The organism is Alteromonas sp. AO-Serp (assembly GCF_017849675.1).
GTDB lineage: Bacteria > Pseudomonadota > Gammaproteobacteria > Enterobacterales > Alteromonadaceae > Alteromonas > Alteromonas macleodii.
This window is the reverse complement of record NZ_JAFLMX010000002.1, coordinates 63376-77204: the sequence shown is the minus strand read 5'-3', so window position 1 is coordinate 77204 and position 13829 is coordinate 63376. Positions and strand designations below refer to the sequence as shown.

The window sequence follows — 13829 nt, the reverse complement described above, 5'->3', positions numbered from 1 at the left end:
GTAGTCGCACCGCCAATAAGTAGCGGAATGTCAAAGCCCTGACGCTCCATTTCTTTGGCAACGTGTACCATTTCATCAAGTGATGGAGTAATAAGGCCCGACAAGCCAATCATATCTACGTTTTCGTCTTTAGCCGTTTGTAAAATGCTGGCTGCTGGTACCATCACGCCTAAATAAATCACTTCAAAGTTATTACACTGAAGCACCACGCCCACAATGTTTTTACCGATATCGTGAACATCGCCTTTTACTGTGGCCAGAAGAATTTTGCCGTTGCTTTTCGCATCGTCTGATTTTTCTTCTTCAATGAAAGGCTGTAAGTGAGCAACCGCTTTTTTCATAACGCGGGCTGACTTTACCACTTGAGGAAGGAACATTTTGCCTTCACCGAATAAGTCACCCACTACATTCATGCCGTCCATTAACGGCCCTTCAATAACGTGTAGCGGGCGTTCAGCCTGCTGGCGCGCTTCTTCAGTGTCTTCAATGATGTAGTCGGTGATCCCTTTCACAAGGGCATGCTCCAAGCGCTTATTAACGTCCTGCTCGCGCCAGGTTAAATCTTCTTTCGCTGCAGCTTTGCCGTCGCCTTGATAGTTTGGGGCGATGTCTAACAAGCGTTCTGTAGCGTCACTTCTGCGGTTTAAGATAACATCTTCAACTGCATCGCGAAGTTCAGCGGGTATTTCGTCATAAACCTCTAGCTGACCGGCATTAACAATAGCCATATCCATGCCCGCTCGAATAGCGTGATATAAAAATACCGAGTGCATAGCCTCGCGTACTGGATTATTACCTCTGAACGAGAAAGATATATTAGAAAGGCCACCGGAAATATGAGAGTACGGGCAGGTTTTACGTATTTCACGGGTAGCTTCAATAAAATCAACCGCGTAGTTATCGTGCTCCTCAATACCCGTCGCTACTGCAAAAATATTGGGGTCAAAAATAATATCTTCAGGTGGAAAGCCGACTTCTTCTGTCAGCAGCTTGTAGCTGCGCTGACAAATTTCTACTTTTCGAGCCTGCGTGTCAGCCTGACCGGTTTCGTCAAACGCCATCACTACGGTTGCTGCACCATAACGCTTTATTAGCTTGGCTTGGTTTAAGAAGAGCGCTTCCCCTTCTTTTAAGCTGATAGAGTTAACAATCGCTTTGCCCTGTACACACTTAAGTCCTGCTTCGATAACATCCCATTTAGACGAATCGATCATAATAGGTACGCGGCTAATATCAGGCTCAGAGGCGATTAGATTCAAAAAGGTGATCATGGCCTGCTTAGAATCAAGCATGGCCTCATCCATATTGATATCGATGATCTGCGCGCCGTTCTCTACTTGTTGCCTTGCGACATCAAGTGCAGTTTCAAAATCACCTTCAAGAATAAGTCGTTTAAAGCGAGCGGAGCCTGTTACGTTGGTACGCTCACCGATATTAATAAATGTAGAAAATTCTGCGCTCATAATGCCCTCCTAGTGTACAAACGGCTCTAGGCCTGACAAACGCATTTTGGGTTCAAACTGTGGCACTTTTCTTGGCGCAATTCCATTGACCGCGTTAGCAATATCGCGAATGTGTTCTGGCGTACTGCCGCAGCAGCCACCTACGATATTCACTAGCCCTGACTGCGCCCATTCTTTGATGTGCTCGGCCATTTCAGGGCCTTCCATGTCGTATTCACCAAACTCGTTGGGTAAACCAGCGTTAGGGTGCGCTGAAATTAAGCACTCACTAACAGTAGCCACTTCATCCACGTATTGGCGCAGTAAGTCTGGCCCAAGAGCACAGTTTAAGCCGAATGAGAATGGACTGATGTGTCGCATGGAATAATAAAACGCTTCCGCGGTTTGACCAGACAGCGTGCGCCCTGAGGCATCGGTAATCGTGCCAGACACCATAACGGGCAGCGATATACCCAGCTTTTCAAAAACCGACTCTACCGCATAGGCTGCCGCTTTCGCATTAAGTGTATCGAAGATGGTTTCGAGCATGATTAAATCTGCACCGCCTTCAATGAGCGCTTCGGTAGACTCGCTATACGCTTCCACGAGTTCGTCAAAAGTAACATTGCGTTTGCCTGGGTCGTTAACGTCAGGCGAAATTGAAGCAGTGCGGTTTGTTGGTCCAAGTACGCCCGCCACGAAACGGGGTTTGTCGGGTGTCTTTGCTGTGAACTCATCGGCAGCTTTACGCGCCAATTTAGCTGCAGCTAAATTAATATCACGGGATTGAGCCTGCATATCGTAATCGGCCATAGCGATAGTCGTAGCATTAAACGTATTCGTTTCAATAATGTCCGCGCCAGCTTCAAAGTAATCACAGTGAATTTGATAGATGATATCGGGCTGAGTAAGAACCAACAAATCGTTGTTACCCTTAACATCGCAGTGCCAGTTGGCAAACTGTGTTCCGCGATAATCTTCTTCTTCTAACTTATGGCGCTGGATCATGGTGCCCATGGCGCCGTCTAATATAAGGATGCGCTTTTTAGCGGCTTCTGTAAGCGTTGTCTGCGCGCTAGAATTTGGTCTTTGGCTCACGTGCTACCTCTTTGGCTGTGACTTTTCAGCAAGCTGACTTAAATCGTAAGGCGTGGTCTGATAGACATAATAATTCAGCCAGTTTGTAAACAATAGGCTGCCGTGTGAGCGCCACTGTACAATAGGAGACTTGGCTGGATCATCCCCTTCAAAATAGTTTTTTGGAATTACTGGCGTTTGTCCCGCGGCGATATCTCGAAAATACTCGTCTTTAAGTGTATCTGGATCGTATTCTGGGTGACCCGTTACAAATACCATGCGCTTATCTTCTGACGCCACAATATAAGCGCCTACATCGTCAGACTCTGCAACAACACTAAGTCCATCGACGCTGTTATACAACGAGGTGTTAATATGCCCATAACGGGAATGTGGTGCGTAAAAAGAAGGATCAAAGCCTCTTAATAGCTCATTGTTCGGGTCATTCACTTTATGTTTAAAGACACCTGAAAACTTTTCGTCTCTAAGCTCTCGTGTAATGCCGTAAAAGTGATACATGGCGGCGTGAGCAGCCCAACATAAGTAAAGGGTTGAGTTTACGTGACGCTGCGCCCACTCCAATATGGTGGTCATGGTTTCCCAGTACTTTACTTCCTCATAATCGATAAGCGCGAGAGGCGCACCGGTGACAATGAGGCCATCGTATTTCTTATTCGCTACCGCTGAAAAGTCGTGATAGAAAGCATCCATGTGCGATTGGGGGGTATTCTTCGGCGCTTGATTATCAATTCGAATTAAATCCACGTTTATTTGCAGTGGCGTGTTCGATAACAGGCGAAGTAACTGTACCTCTGTTTCTATCTTGTTCGGCATTAAATTAAGAATACCGACTTCAAGAGGACGAATATCCTGATTGGCAGCCCTGTCCATGTCCATGGTAAAAATATTTTCACCTAGTAGTACATTCTGCGCGGGTAACTGCTCAGGAATACGAATTGGCATAGAGGGCTCCAGTGATAAATTACAATATCTGTATTGTGTCTATAACTGGCGATATGTCAACATCTTTACGTCTAGACGTCTAAACGTTTTTTTCTCTGGTGCTCAAAAATACTAATTATTTTGTTTATGCACCATTACCAACATCTCAGCTTCGGCACGAGGAATGTCGCAGGCTTCTATAATTTCATCAATGCTAGCGCCTTGCTTGACTAAGTCCGCCGCACGCTGATATAGGCGTAGGGAAGGATCTTGAAGCTTGAGTTCTCGAAGCTGGTTTTCAATATCAGTTTGCTTTTCGTCTAACTCTTGAAGGTGTCGAGTGATCACCAACGTGCGTGCTTGCGCCTCAGTTTGTTGATTATTTGCATTTTTAGCAAGGGCTTCAGTGCGGGCAATAGCCTCTGCGTTAGCATGTTCGCTTTCGCTTAATGCAGAACGCAACTGCTTAATGTGTGAATACAGCACACCCATCGCGGCGATGAGTATAACTACAAGAATACACAGTATGAGTTCTAATAAGGTAGGTGCAGCAAGCTGCCAATCCATGGACATAACCCTTGGGGAAATGTAGGCAGTATTATAATCAATACCGCCTATTCATTTATTTAGATGTTGCTAAGCTCATCCCACTCTTCGTCGCTTAACAATTTATTAAGATCTACAAGAATAAGCAGTTCGCCGTCGCGGTTACTTACACCTTGGATAAACTTAGCACTCTCTTCAGTACCTACGTTAGGGGCACTGTCAATCTCTGAAGATTTCAAGTAAACCACCTCAGCGACACTATCCACCAGGATACCAACCACCTGCTCGTCAGACTCAATAATAACGATACGGGTATTGTCAGTAATTTCTGTTGGCGGTAATCCGAAACGAGCACGTGTATCGATAACCGTTACTACGTTACCACGCAGATTGATAATACCAAGTACATAGTCAGGTGCACCGGGTACAGGGGCTATTTCGGTATAACGCAAGACCTCTTGAACTTGCATCACGTTGATACCGTAAGTTTCTTCACCTAAGCGATACGTTACCCATTGAAGGACTTCGTCGTTGCTGTCGGTGGCGTTATTATTTATTCTTTCGTCGCTCATGAACCTGGCTCCCAATACTATGGCGTCTGGTCGTTACTGCCTAAGCCTTTGTTAAGCATAGATATTAATTCTTCAACGTCAATTAACGCGCACATTTTTTCTTTAACCATCCCTGCTAACCAGGGACGCTTACCTGTGGACTCGCGCCATTTAACATCATCGGTAGTCAAATTGACCGTATTGACTAGCTTTTCACTAGCCAGACCCCACGCACTTTCCCCTAACATTATAAGATATCGGTAGTTAAGCGATTGTGCGAGGTTTTCGTCATATTTTTCTGGCATTACCCATTTTGCAGAGTCAACAACACTTAGTTTAGACTCTCTGTGCAACATTACACCCATAAACCAATCAGGTTTTCCAAATAAAGGGCCAATCTTCTCAATTTGGTGGATCCCACCTAGCGACGTCAAAGGCACCGCAAGTGTTAACCCTGCAACCTCAAAGAATAGCGCCTGAAAGCGAAAACCGAGAGTATCCTTTAGTGGAACTTTTGTTTTTTCAGCGCGGTTTAACGCAGCTTCTTGTTCATTTTCTACTAAAGTTTCTGCGTGAGACTGTTGCTGTTCATCTTCAATTGTCTCTGCTTTTTGCGTTTCAATTAACGATGTAACCTTTTCCGCTATCGCTTCTTGTTCATTCGATTGCGTCTCACTTTCATTGGCGGTAGAAGCAAGCGCCGTTTCAGCCATCTGCTGAGAAGCCTGCTCGAGCAATTTTGCCGTGCGCGCAGTCACATCTTCCGGTGCTTCTGGCTCTTTGAGGAGACTATCAAGGTATGCCTCCATCACTTCTTCACGGGCAAAAGGCGATTGCTTGCTCATGTTCTCGTTATTTCTCCAATACCGCTAATAATTTCTCGTACGCAGACACACCACGTGTTTTGGGGTACGCTGCGGAAATGGGAAGCTGTACTAAACTTGCATCCCTGAAGTGCGTGTCGACGGGAATAACCCCTTCCCACACGCGCTCACCATAGTCATTCATTAAGCGCTTTCGCGATGCAAGCGCCGCGTTAGTGCGCTTATCAAACATAGTTGGAATAATCACAGTATCAAAGGATTTGTCCAACGAACGTCCCATAATTTCCATGGTACGAATCATTCTGTCTAGCCCTTTAAGCGCCAGATATTCTGTTTGGGTAGGCACGATAACCTTGTCACACGCTGCAAGAGCGTTAACCATCAGCACCCCAAGCACTGGAGGACAATCGATGATAGCAACATCAAATTCTCCTGCTATTTTTGCCAACGCTTTTTTTAGGACTAAGCCCATACCTTGTTCGCTACCCATCGTTCTATCTAAGGTCGCGAGCGCCATTGTTGCAGGAAGCACATATAAGTTGTCTAACTTTGTCGGGCACAGACAATCCATAACATTATCGGCCGTAATGTCATTAGACTTAATAAAAATATCGTAAACTGAATGACTTGACGCTTCTGCATCGATACCGAAGTAATAACTCAGCGATGCATGTGGATCAGTATCAATCATGAGCACTCGCTTGCCTTGCTGTGCAAGCAAGCCGCCAAGGCTCACCGTAGTGGTAGTCTTTCCTACACCACCTTTCTGATTCGCTACTGTCCACACTTTCATATTTGCTGTTCCATTACTGTTCAAACTGCTATCGCATTTCGGTTTGAACGCAACTGCTCATATCATCAATGTTTATATTTTTACTGGATATATTGGCAACGGCGACAGCTTGAGGCATACCATACACAACACAGGAATCTTGGTCTTGAGCCCAAATCGTTGCGCCTTTTTCCTTGAGCATTCGGCATCCTTCTCTGCCGTCAGCCCCCATACCCGTTAATATAATTCCTAATACATCCCCACCATAAGCTTTAGCCAGAGAACTGAAAGTGAGATCAACACTGGGCTTATAATTCACCTTGTCACTCGCACTTGCATCAACAATGGCAATGCGTTTATTCGCACCTATGGTTTCTAGCAACATTTGCTTCCCACCGGGAGCAAGATACGCATGACCTGGTTTTAGAATGTCGCCGTGCTCGGCTTCTTTTACTCTAATCTTACAGTTTGTGTCTAAACGCTGTGCAAATGCCGTAGTAAATGTTCCTGGCATGTGTTGTACAAGCAAAATGGGGTATGGAAACTCTGCAGGTAAAGGAGACAGCACTTTTTGAAGCGCCACAGGCCCGCCTGTAGAAGCCCCAATTGCCAAACACTTGTAGTGCTTTCCCGTCGCTCTTACAGACGAAACGGTTGGTTGTTTAGCTGCGTCTTTATGCCCTGATAGCAACCCTGATGTTTTAAAAAACGCCTGCTTTGGCGCATTATCAGGAAGCTTTCTTGCCTCTGTAGAGCGAAACGACGGACGCTTAAGACCAATACCACGACGCGCTATTAAGCGTACTTTTGTACACAACAAGCGCGATGCGTCTTTTCTGTCCTGCGCGATATCTTCAAATTTCTTAGGTAAGAAATCGAGCGCGCCCGCTTCTAACGCATCTAATGTCGCTTGCGCACCATGATGCGTAAGCGAAGAAAACATAAGAATAGGTGTAGGCCGTTTGTCCATTATGGCCTTTACAGCTGAAATGCCGTCCATGACAGGCATTTCAACATCCATCGTTATCACATCCGGCTTAAGCGCTTCTGCTTTTTCAAGTGCATCGCGCCCATTTCTCGCTTCCCCAACAACTTCAAGTTCCCTATCGCCATCGAGTATTTCTTTTACTCGACGACGATAAAAAGTCGAGTCGTCCACGACAAGGACTTTAAAGACCATGGATTATTATTCCTGTTAATTCATCGCCTTACTTGATGGGTTTACGCGCATACCGTTTAAGCAGGCTCGGAATATCTAAAATTAGTGCAATTCCACCGTCTGATGTAATCGTGGCTCCCGCCATACCAGGCGTGCCTTGCAATAATGCATCAAGAGGTTTAATAACCACTTCTTCTTGGCCTATTAGCGCGTCTACTACGAATCCTACTTGTTGTGTACCAATTTGCACTACAACAACGTGTCCCTTTTCTCTATCGATGTTTTTGGGACCTCGAATCAACCATTCACCAAGGAAGAACAACGGAATTGCTTTTGAACGAACTATCATTGTTAGCTGGCCATCGACCGTGTTGGTCTTTTTGATGTCCATATTTATTATTTCGTTCACCGCACCTAATGGTAACGCAAAGGTTTGTTTTCCTACAACAATCATTAGCGTCGGAAGAATGGCTAGCGTTAGCGGAACTTTGATATCCAGTCGCGTGCCTTTTCCTAGCTGTGAATCTATGTTCACGGTGCCGTTAAGTTGGTTAATTTTGGTCTTAACCACGTCCATGCCCACACCGCGACCAGAAATATCACTAATTTCTGTTTTGGTTGAGAACCCTGGCGCGAATATCAAGTTAAACGCTTCAACATCCGACATACGTGCAGCTGCGTCTGCGTCTAGTACACCGCGACTAATAGCAATTTCTTTAAGCTTTTCAGGATCCATTCCTTTACCATCATCTTCGATGGTTAGAAGAATATGATCGCCTTCTTGAGATGCCGATAGCTGAACCGTACCCATGCGCGGTTTACCCGCTGCAGCACGGTCATCAGGCATTTCAATACCATGGTCGACGGAGTTTCTCACCAAATGCACAAGTGGATCGGCCAGTGCTTCAACCAGGTTTTTGTCTAAATCAGTTTCCTCACCCACAAGCTCAAGGGTTATTTCTTTCTTCAAGCTTCTAGCGAGGTCTCGAACAACGCGAGGGAAACGACCAAACACCTTCTTGATAGGTTGCATGCGGGTTTTCATTACCGCACCTTGCAAGTCGCCCGTTACCACATCTAAGTTGGCAATGGCTTTGGACATGCTTTCGTCGTTACTGTTGATACCCAAGCTTATTAGCCTGTTTCTCACTAGTACAAGCTCGCCCACCATGTTCATAATTTGGTCAAGGCGCTTGGTATCTACACGTACTGTAGTCTCAGCAGGAGGCGCAGCTGGTGCCGCCTTCTTCTCATCTTTTTTAGGCGCTGCTTTTGGTGCAGCAGGTGCGCTTGCTTTAGCTGGCGCTGCGGCGCTAGGAGCAGGCGTCGATTTTGGCGCAGCTGGCGCTGCTTGTTTCGCTTTTTGAACCGCTTCTGTTGCTGCCTTATCTACAGGAGGCTCTGGCGCCTTTGAAACGGCTCCCTGCTTGGTAGGCCCTTGCCCTGAGCCATGTAGTTGGTCAAGCAGTGCTTCAAATTCGTCATCGGTGATTTCTTCATCATCAGCTGCACTCGGCGTAACTGGTGCTGGAGCTGGTGTATTTGCCGTTGGCGCAGCTTCTTCACCACCAAACTTGCCTTTGCCGTGTAAATCATCAAGCAACGCTTCAAATTCTTCGTCGGTGATATCGTCGTTATCACTAGCGGCAGCAGGTGCAGCAGCCTTTGCAGGTTCGCTTTTAGCCGCTGAGGACTGTCCTGGTGCCCCAGAGCCATGAAGCTCATCAAGCAGCGCTTCAAACTCATCTTCAGTGATTCCGTCAATACCGCCGCTATCACCAGAACTTGGTGCCTGTGCAGTAGGCTCTTCAACAACTAATTCTGGCTCTTCAATCGCGGGCTCAGGTTCTGACACCGGCGCGCTTTGTTCACCAAAAATATTCTCATCTGGAGATTCCGGGCGACTTAGTTTGTGTAACAAGTCGACTAGGTGTGCATCTGCTGGCTCTAATGGATCCCGAGCTTTCACTCGTTCAAACATTTCAACCACCACATCTGTGGCTTGCAGAATAATATCCATCAGTTCAGGGGTTAGTGTTCGTTGACCGTTACGCATTACGTCAAAGACGTTTTCCGCACCGTGACAAATTTCTACTAACTCAGTAAGAGACAGGAACCCTGCTCCCCCTTTAACTGTGTGATAACCACGGAAAATTGCATTCAGCAAATCCGCATCTTCAGGATTGTTCTCAAGATCAACGAGCTGTTCTTGTAATTGTTCAAGTATCTCTCCAGCCTCAACTAGAAAGTCCTGTAATATATCCTCGTCAACATCAAACGACATGCGCCCGCTCCCCTAAAAACCTAAGCTAGACAGAAGATCATCTACATCATCTTGGCCTGACACGACGTCGTCGCGCTTATCGGCATCAATGATAGGGCCTTCTGCCTCTACACCATCAACCTTATCGGCCTTAACGCTAGATGGTTTAGTTTGTTCTGCACCGTCGCGTTCACCAAACATGGTAAGCATGTTAACTAAGCTGTCTTCCACTTCTTTAACCAAGTCGATAACGCGGCGAATAACCTGACCAGTTAAGTCTTGATAACCTTGAGCCATCAATACTTCTGTAAGTAACTGTGTAAGTTTAGCTGACTGTGCCGAACCTTCTTCCAACAATTCGTCTAAGTCTGCGCATAAAGCCTTGAATTCACCCAACTCTATTTGGCGATTCATCAGCTTCTTCCACTCAGGCATAACCTTTTCGATGCGCGCCGACAGCATTTCAGCTATAGGCATGCTCGCTTCAACGGCATCCATAGTAGTATTAGCAGCTTTTTCAGTTTCTTCAATTACGTAGGTTAGGCGGGATTGTGCATCGGGAATATCATCGGTCGCGAGATTTTTAATGCGGTCGTCTATTTGGAAATTATTCAGCGCGTCATGGAGCTGACGCGTCAGTTTCCCTACTTCGGCAAATAACTCAACGTTTTCTTTCATTGAGGCCGCTTCTAATAGGGCATTGGCTGAAGCGTTGTCACCCTCTTCAAGGTAGGTGACAAGCTGTTTTGCTTCTTCCAACGAAATTGGAACGTTTACATTCGTTGACATCCAGTAAACCTCATTTCTCTGGTGAGCGTCTGGATCAACCTAAACGTTCGAATATTTTATCTAATTTTTCTTTAAGTGTTGCTGCAGTGAACGGCTTAACAACGTAGCCATTAACACCTGCTTGCGCGGCGGCAACAATTTGCTCTTTCTTCGCTTCAGCAGTAACCATAAGTACTGGTAGGTGCTTGAGCTTGTCATCGGCTCTAATCGCGCGAAGCAAGTCAATACCCTGCATTCCAGGCATGTTCCAATCGGTAACTACGAAATCGAAATCACCTTGCTGCAACATAGGCAATGCAGTACTTCCGTCATCCGCTTCCTGGATGTTGGAAAAACCCAAATCTTTAAGTAGGTTTTTGATGATACGTCTCATGGTAGAAAAATCATCGACCACGAGAATTTTCATGCTTTTGTCCAAAATAGCCTCCAGTGAGGGGTTAATTGTTATTAATTTCTATTCTTCGTCAGCTTGCCACGACTTCATTCGTGATTTGAGTTTTAACATGGCCTGACTGTGAATTTGACTGACTCTCGATTCACTTACATCAAGAACCTCACCAATTTCTCTTAGGTTCAGCTCTTCATCATAATACAGCGAAAGTACAATCGCTTCTCTTTCAGGTAATGTCGTAATTGCATGGGCAAGCGCTTTTTGGAAAGCGCCTTGCATTAAATCTTCCAGTGGTGCGTCGCTACCTCGATTTTGCTCTGTCGAAATAACATCTTCTGACACACCTAAATCTTCAATACCTACCAGCTTTCCGGCATTTACTTCATTAAGCATTTGGTGATAGTCCTGCAAGCTTACATTAAGCTTATCAGCAATATCAGAATCTCTAGCATCGCGGCCTGTTTCGCTTTCTACTTGCGAAATTGCTTCAGTGATCGCTCGGCCATTTCGGTGAACTGAACGCGGTGTCCAATCCCCTTTGCGAATTTCATCTAGCATAGCACCGCGAATGCGAATACCGGCAAACGTTTCAAAGCTGGCTCCTTTTGAACCATCAAAGTTTCGAGCGGCTTCTAATAATCCAATCATGCCTGATTGAATTAAATCGTCTACAAGAACACTAGCCGGCAATCGCGCTATCAAGTGATGCGCTATACGCTTAACCAATGGCGCATGTCTTTCGACTAACTGCGCTTTATCGGTTTGTTGTTGATAAGCGGCTGCCTTGCTGTTCAACGCTGACTTCCTACGGCTTTTTCTGCAACTAATTGTTCAATGAAAAACTCTAAATGGCCACCTGGCTGCGCTGGAATAGGCCATGTTAAGGCTTTACTTGCCAACTGTGTTATTGCAACGGCTGCCGGTGAACCTGGGTAAGCATCGACAATGGCTGTCTGTTTACGCACTGCTTTACGAATGTTCTCGTCAAACGGTACTGTCGCCACTAATTCTAGTGCAACATCTAAAAAACGCCCTGTCACTTTGCTTAATTTACTAAATAGCTCTTGGCCTTCTCGCACGTCGCGCACCATATTAGCCACAACTTTGAAGCGGAAAACACCGTGCTCTCTATTCAGAATTTTTATCAATGCATAAGCATCTGTCAATGAAGTAGGCTCGTCACACACAACGACCATGATGTCTTGTGAGGCTTTTGAAAAGCTCAACACCATGTCTGAAATACCTGCCGCTGTATCAACGATAAGCACGTCAATCTGCGAGCGCAGCTCACTGAAGGCACGAATTAGGCCAGCGTGTTGCGTTGGCGACAATTCTGCCATCGACTGCGTGCCTGATGTGGCAGGGGCAATCTTTATTCCGTGCGGACCGGTCACTAGTACTTCATCAAGTGTACATTCGCCGGAAAGCACGTGGGATAAGTTTTTCTCAACACGCAAACCTAACATAACGTCTACGTTAGCAAGACCGAGGTCCGCATCGAGAACCATTACACGTTTACCTTGCTTCGCCATGGCGATAGCGGTGTTCAATGTAATGTTTGTTTTACCTACGCCACCTTTGCCACCGGTGACGGCGATTACTTTGATTAACCGTGATTGCTTCATTTTTCTTAAGCTACTCGCTTGGTCGTCAATCATACTGCTTATGCTGTTTTAATTGCGTTGTTACCACTAGTATGATTCAAACCGTACTTTTTATAAAGCTTTGCAGCAGCGGAAACCAAAGATTTCGCTTCTGCAATCTTAATGTCTTCAGGTACTTTTTGACCATCGGTGACATAACTAACCGGTAATTGGTATTCAACCGCTGCACTAAGCACCTCTCCTAAAGAGTAGCACTCATCTAACTTTGTGAAAATACAGCCACTTAGTTCAATATCATCATACGCTTGAATGATTCTCTGCAAAGCAGGATATTGCGTATTTGCTTGCGCTACCAAATATTTTTTAACATTTGGCATTTGTCCGTTATCAAACTGCTTAATTTGTTTAATTAATCGACTGTCTCTTTGACTAAATCCAGCCGTATCAATCAATACTAGTCGCTTATGACGAAGTTGGAATAATAAATCCGCAAGTTCTTCACTAGTCTGCGCTTTTCTCACCGTGCAGCCAATAATCTTTCCGTATGTCGCTAGCTGCTCATAGGCGGCAATTCTATACGTATCGATGGTAATCATCGCAACCGACTCTGCACCGTATTTTTGCGCATAGCGGGCAGCAAGTTTCGCAACGGTAGTTGTTTTACCGGTACCTGTTGGTCCTACTAATGCAACAGCACCTTGTGCGCTAAGTATATCGTTTCCTGTCACATTTATGCGATTAGCCAATAGGTTAAGAAGATATACCCATGCATCTCGTTCGTTGTAATGTGACGGCGTATAGCTAATAAGCTGTTTCGCTAACGCGTTGCTTAACCCCATATCGGTTAAACGGGTGATTAGATATTGATGAACAGGTTTTTGACGTTTGTTTTTAGCTTCCATCAAGTCGGCCACTTGATATTGCAATACATCGCGAAGAGACGCTAGCTCTTCCTTGATTTGAGCAAGCTCCGCTGACTGCGTCACAGCGGTATCATCCATACTCGACGCTTGATGCTCTGGGAAAGCGTTCTGACGAACTGGTTCATGAGAAGACTGCTGGGCTTCTACGTCGTCAATAAAGGCTTCTGAGAAGTCTAAGTGCGAAGCAATTTCATTGGCGTGCTTAGCATTCGCTGTCATTGGTTGGTTAGGTTGCGCGGGACTCGCCACGTCATTATTTCCACCGTGCTGCTTTTCTAGCAGTGCTTTAAGGCTATCAGGACCGTCGTCACCAATGATTTCGCTCAAGCTAGGCACTGCCTTTTGACCAGGTGTTTTTGCAGCGGCTTGTGGAGACGCTTTCGGCGTAAACAACTTCGCTTCAGGTTCTTTGTCGTAGGCTGCGACAAGCTCAATACCGTCAGCGACTTTGCGATTTGACATGATCACAGCGTCACTGCCCAATTCAGCTTTAACTTGGCTTAACGCCTCACGCATATCTTTGCCGAAGAAACGTCTAATTTTCAT

Annotated in this window: 14 protein-coding genes; all 14 read right to left on the bottom strand. The window is 45.7% G+C overall.

Annotated features, from left to right (window positions below):
• On the bottom strand, positions 1-1463 hold a 1463-nt coding region (locus QVA83_RS00450), incomplete at its 3' end, for a dihydropteroate synthase (RefSeq protein WP_287497997.1).
• Positions 1464-1472: 9 nt separating this feature from the next.
• A complete protein-coding gene (locus QVA83_RS00445; RefSeq protein ID WP_239244414.1) occupies positions 1473-2540 on the bottom strand; it encodes a homocysteine S-methyltransferase family protein in 1068 nt (355 codons plus the stop codon).
• 3 nt (positions 2541-2543) lie between these two features.
• A complete protein-coding gene (gene metA, locus QVA83_RS00440) occupies positions 2544-3482 on the bottom strand; it encodes a homoserine O-acetyltransferase MetA (RefSeq protein WP_039224879.1) in 939 nt (312 codons plus the stop codon).
• A 111-nt stretch (positions 3483-3593) separates the two neighbouring features.
• Positions 3594-4028 (bottom strand): DUF2802 domain-containing protein, encoded by a 435-nt coding sequence (locus QVA83_RS00435; protein ID WP_014948655.1) that lies wholly within the window; start codon positions 4026-4028, stop codon positions 3594-3596.
• A gap of 59 nt (positions 4029-4087) precedes the next feature.
• Positions 4088-4579 (bottom strand): chemotaxis protein CheW, encoded by a 492-nt coding sequence (locus QVA83_RS00430; RefSeq protein WP_014948654.1) that lies wholly within the window; start codon positions 4577-4579, stop codon positions 4088-4090.
• A gap of 17 nt (positions 4580-4596) precedes the next feature.
• Positions 4597-5403 carry a chemotaxis protein CheW gene (locus QVA83_RS00425; protein ID WP_287497996.1) on the bottom strand — a complete coding sequence of 269 codons (807 nt, stop codon included), beginning with the start codon at positions 5401-5403 and terminating at the stop codon, positions 4597-4599.
• Between the two features lie 7 nt (positions 5404-5410).
• Positions 5411-6175, bottom strand: coding sequence for a ParA family protein (locus tag QVA83_RS00420; protein ID WP_014948652.1), 765 nt, complete (start codon positions 6173-6175; stop codon positions 5411-5413).
• Between the two features lie 28 nt (positions 6176-6203).
• Entirely contained in the window at positions 6204-7334 is a 1131-nt protein-coding gene (locus tag QVA83_RS00415) for a protein-glutamate methylesterase/protein-glutamine glutaminase (protein ID WP_014948651.1), read from the bottom strand.
• Between the two features lie 28 nt (positions 7335-7362).
• Positions 7363-9597, bottom strand: coding sequence for a chemotaxis protein CheA (locus tag QVA83_RS00410; protein WP_287497995.1), 2235 nt, complete (start codon positions 9595-9597; stop codon positions 7363-7365).
• A gap of 12 nt (positions 9598-9609) precedes the next feature.
• Positions 9610-10365: a protein phosphatase CheZ gene (locus QVA83_RS00405; RefSeq protein WP_014948650.1), complete on the bottom strand. Its 756-nt coding sequence runs from the start codon at positions 10363-10365 to the stop codon at positions 9610-9612.
• A 34-nt stretch (positions 10366-10399) separates the two neighbouring features.
• Positions 10400-10783, bottom strand: coding sequence for a chemotaxis response regulator CheY (cheY, locus tag QVA83_RS00400; RefSeq protein ID WP_012517682.1), 384 nt, complete (start codon positions 10781-10783; stop codon positions 10400-10402).
• 36 nt (positions 10784-10819) lie between these two features.
• Positions 10820-11551, bottom strand: coding sequence for an RNA polymerase sigma factor FliA (locus QVA83_RS00395; RefSeq protein ID WP_014948649.1), 732 nt, complete (start codon positions 11549-11551; stop codon positions 10820-10822).
• Positions 11548-12414 carry a MinD/ParA family protein gene (locus QVA83_RS00390; protein WP_014948648.1) on the bottom strand — a complete coding sequence of 289 codons (867 nt, stop codon included), beginning with the start codon at positions 12412-12414 and terminating at the stop codon, positions 11548-11550. Before QVA83_RS00390 ends, QVA83_RS00395 begins: the two co-directional genes overlap by 4 nt.
• A 5-nt stretch (positions 12415-12419) precedes the next feature.
• Positions 12420-13829, bottom strand: coding sequence for a flagellar biosynthesis GTPase FlhF (gene flhF, locus QVA83_RS00385; protein WP_014975912.1), 1410 nt, complete (start codon positions 13827-13829; stop codon positions 12420-12422).

Coding starts and splice junctions, on each gene's coding strand:
- metA (WP_039224879.1), bottom strand. CDS start 3,482: ATGCCAATTCGTATTCCTGAGCAGTTACCCGCGCAGAATGTACTACTA.
- QVA83_RS00435 (WP_014948655.1), bottom strand. CDS start 4,028: ATGGATTGGCAGCTTGCTGCACCTACCTTATTAGAACTCATACTGTGT.
- QVA83_RS00430 (WP_014948654.1), bottom strand. CDS start 4,579: ATGAGCGACGAAAGAATAAATAATAACGCCACCGACAGCAACGACGAA.
- QVA83_RS00425 (WP_287497996.1), bottom strand. CDS start 5,403: ATGAGCAAGCAATCGCCTTTTGCCCGTGAAGAAGTGATGGAGGCATAC.
- QVA83_RS00420 (WP_014948652.1), bottom strand. CDS start 6,175: ATGAAAGTGTGGACAGTAGCGAATCAGAAAGGTGGTGTAGGAAAGACT.
- QVA83_RS00415 (WP_014948651.1), bottom strand. CDS start 7,334: ATGGTCTTTAAAGTCCTTGTCGTGGACGACTCGACTTTTTATCGTCGT.
- QVA83_RS00410 (WP_287497995.1), bottom strand. CDS start 9,597: ATGTCGTTTGATGTTGACGAGGATATATTACAGGACTTTCTAGTTGAG.
- QVA83_RS00405 (WP_014948650.1), bottom strand. CDS start 10,365: ATGTCAACGAATGTAAACGTTCCAATTTCGTTGGAAGAAGCAAAACAG.
- QVA83_RS00390 (WP_014948648.1), bottom strand. CDS start 12,414: ATGATTGACGACCAAGCGAGTAGCTTAAGAAAAATGAAGCAATCACGG.
- flhF (WP_014975912.1), bottom strand. CDS start 13,829: ATGAAAATTAGACGTTTCTTCGGCAAAGATATGCGTGAGGCGTTAAGC.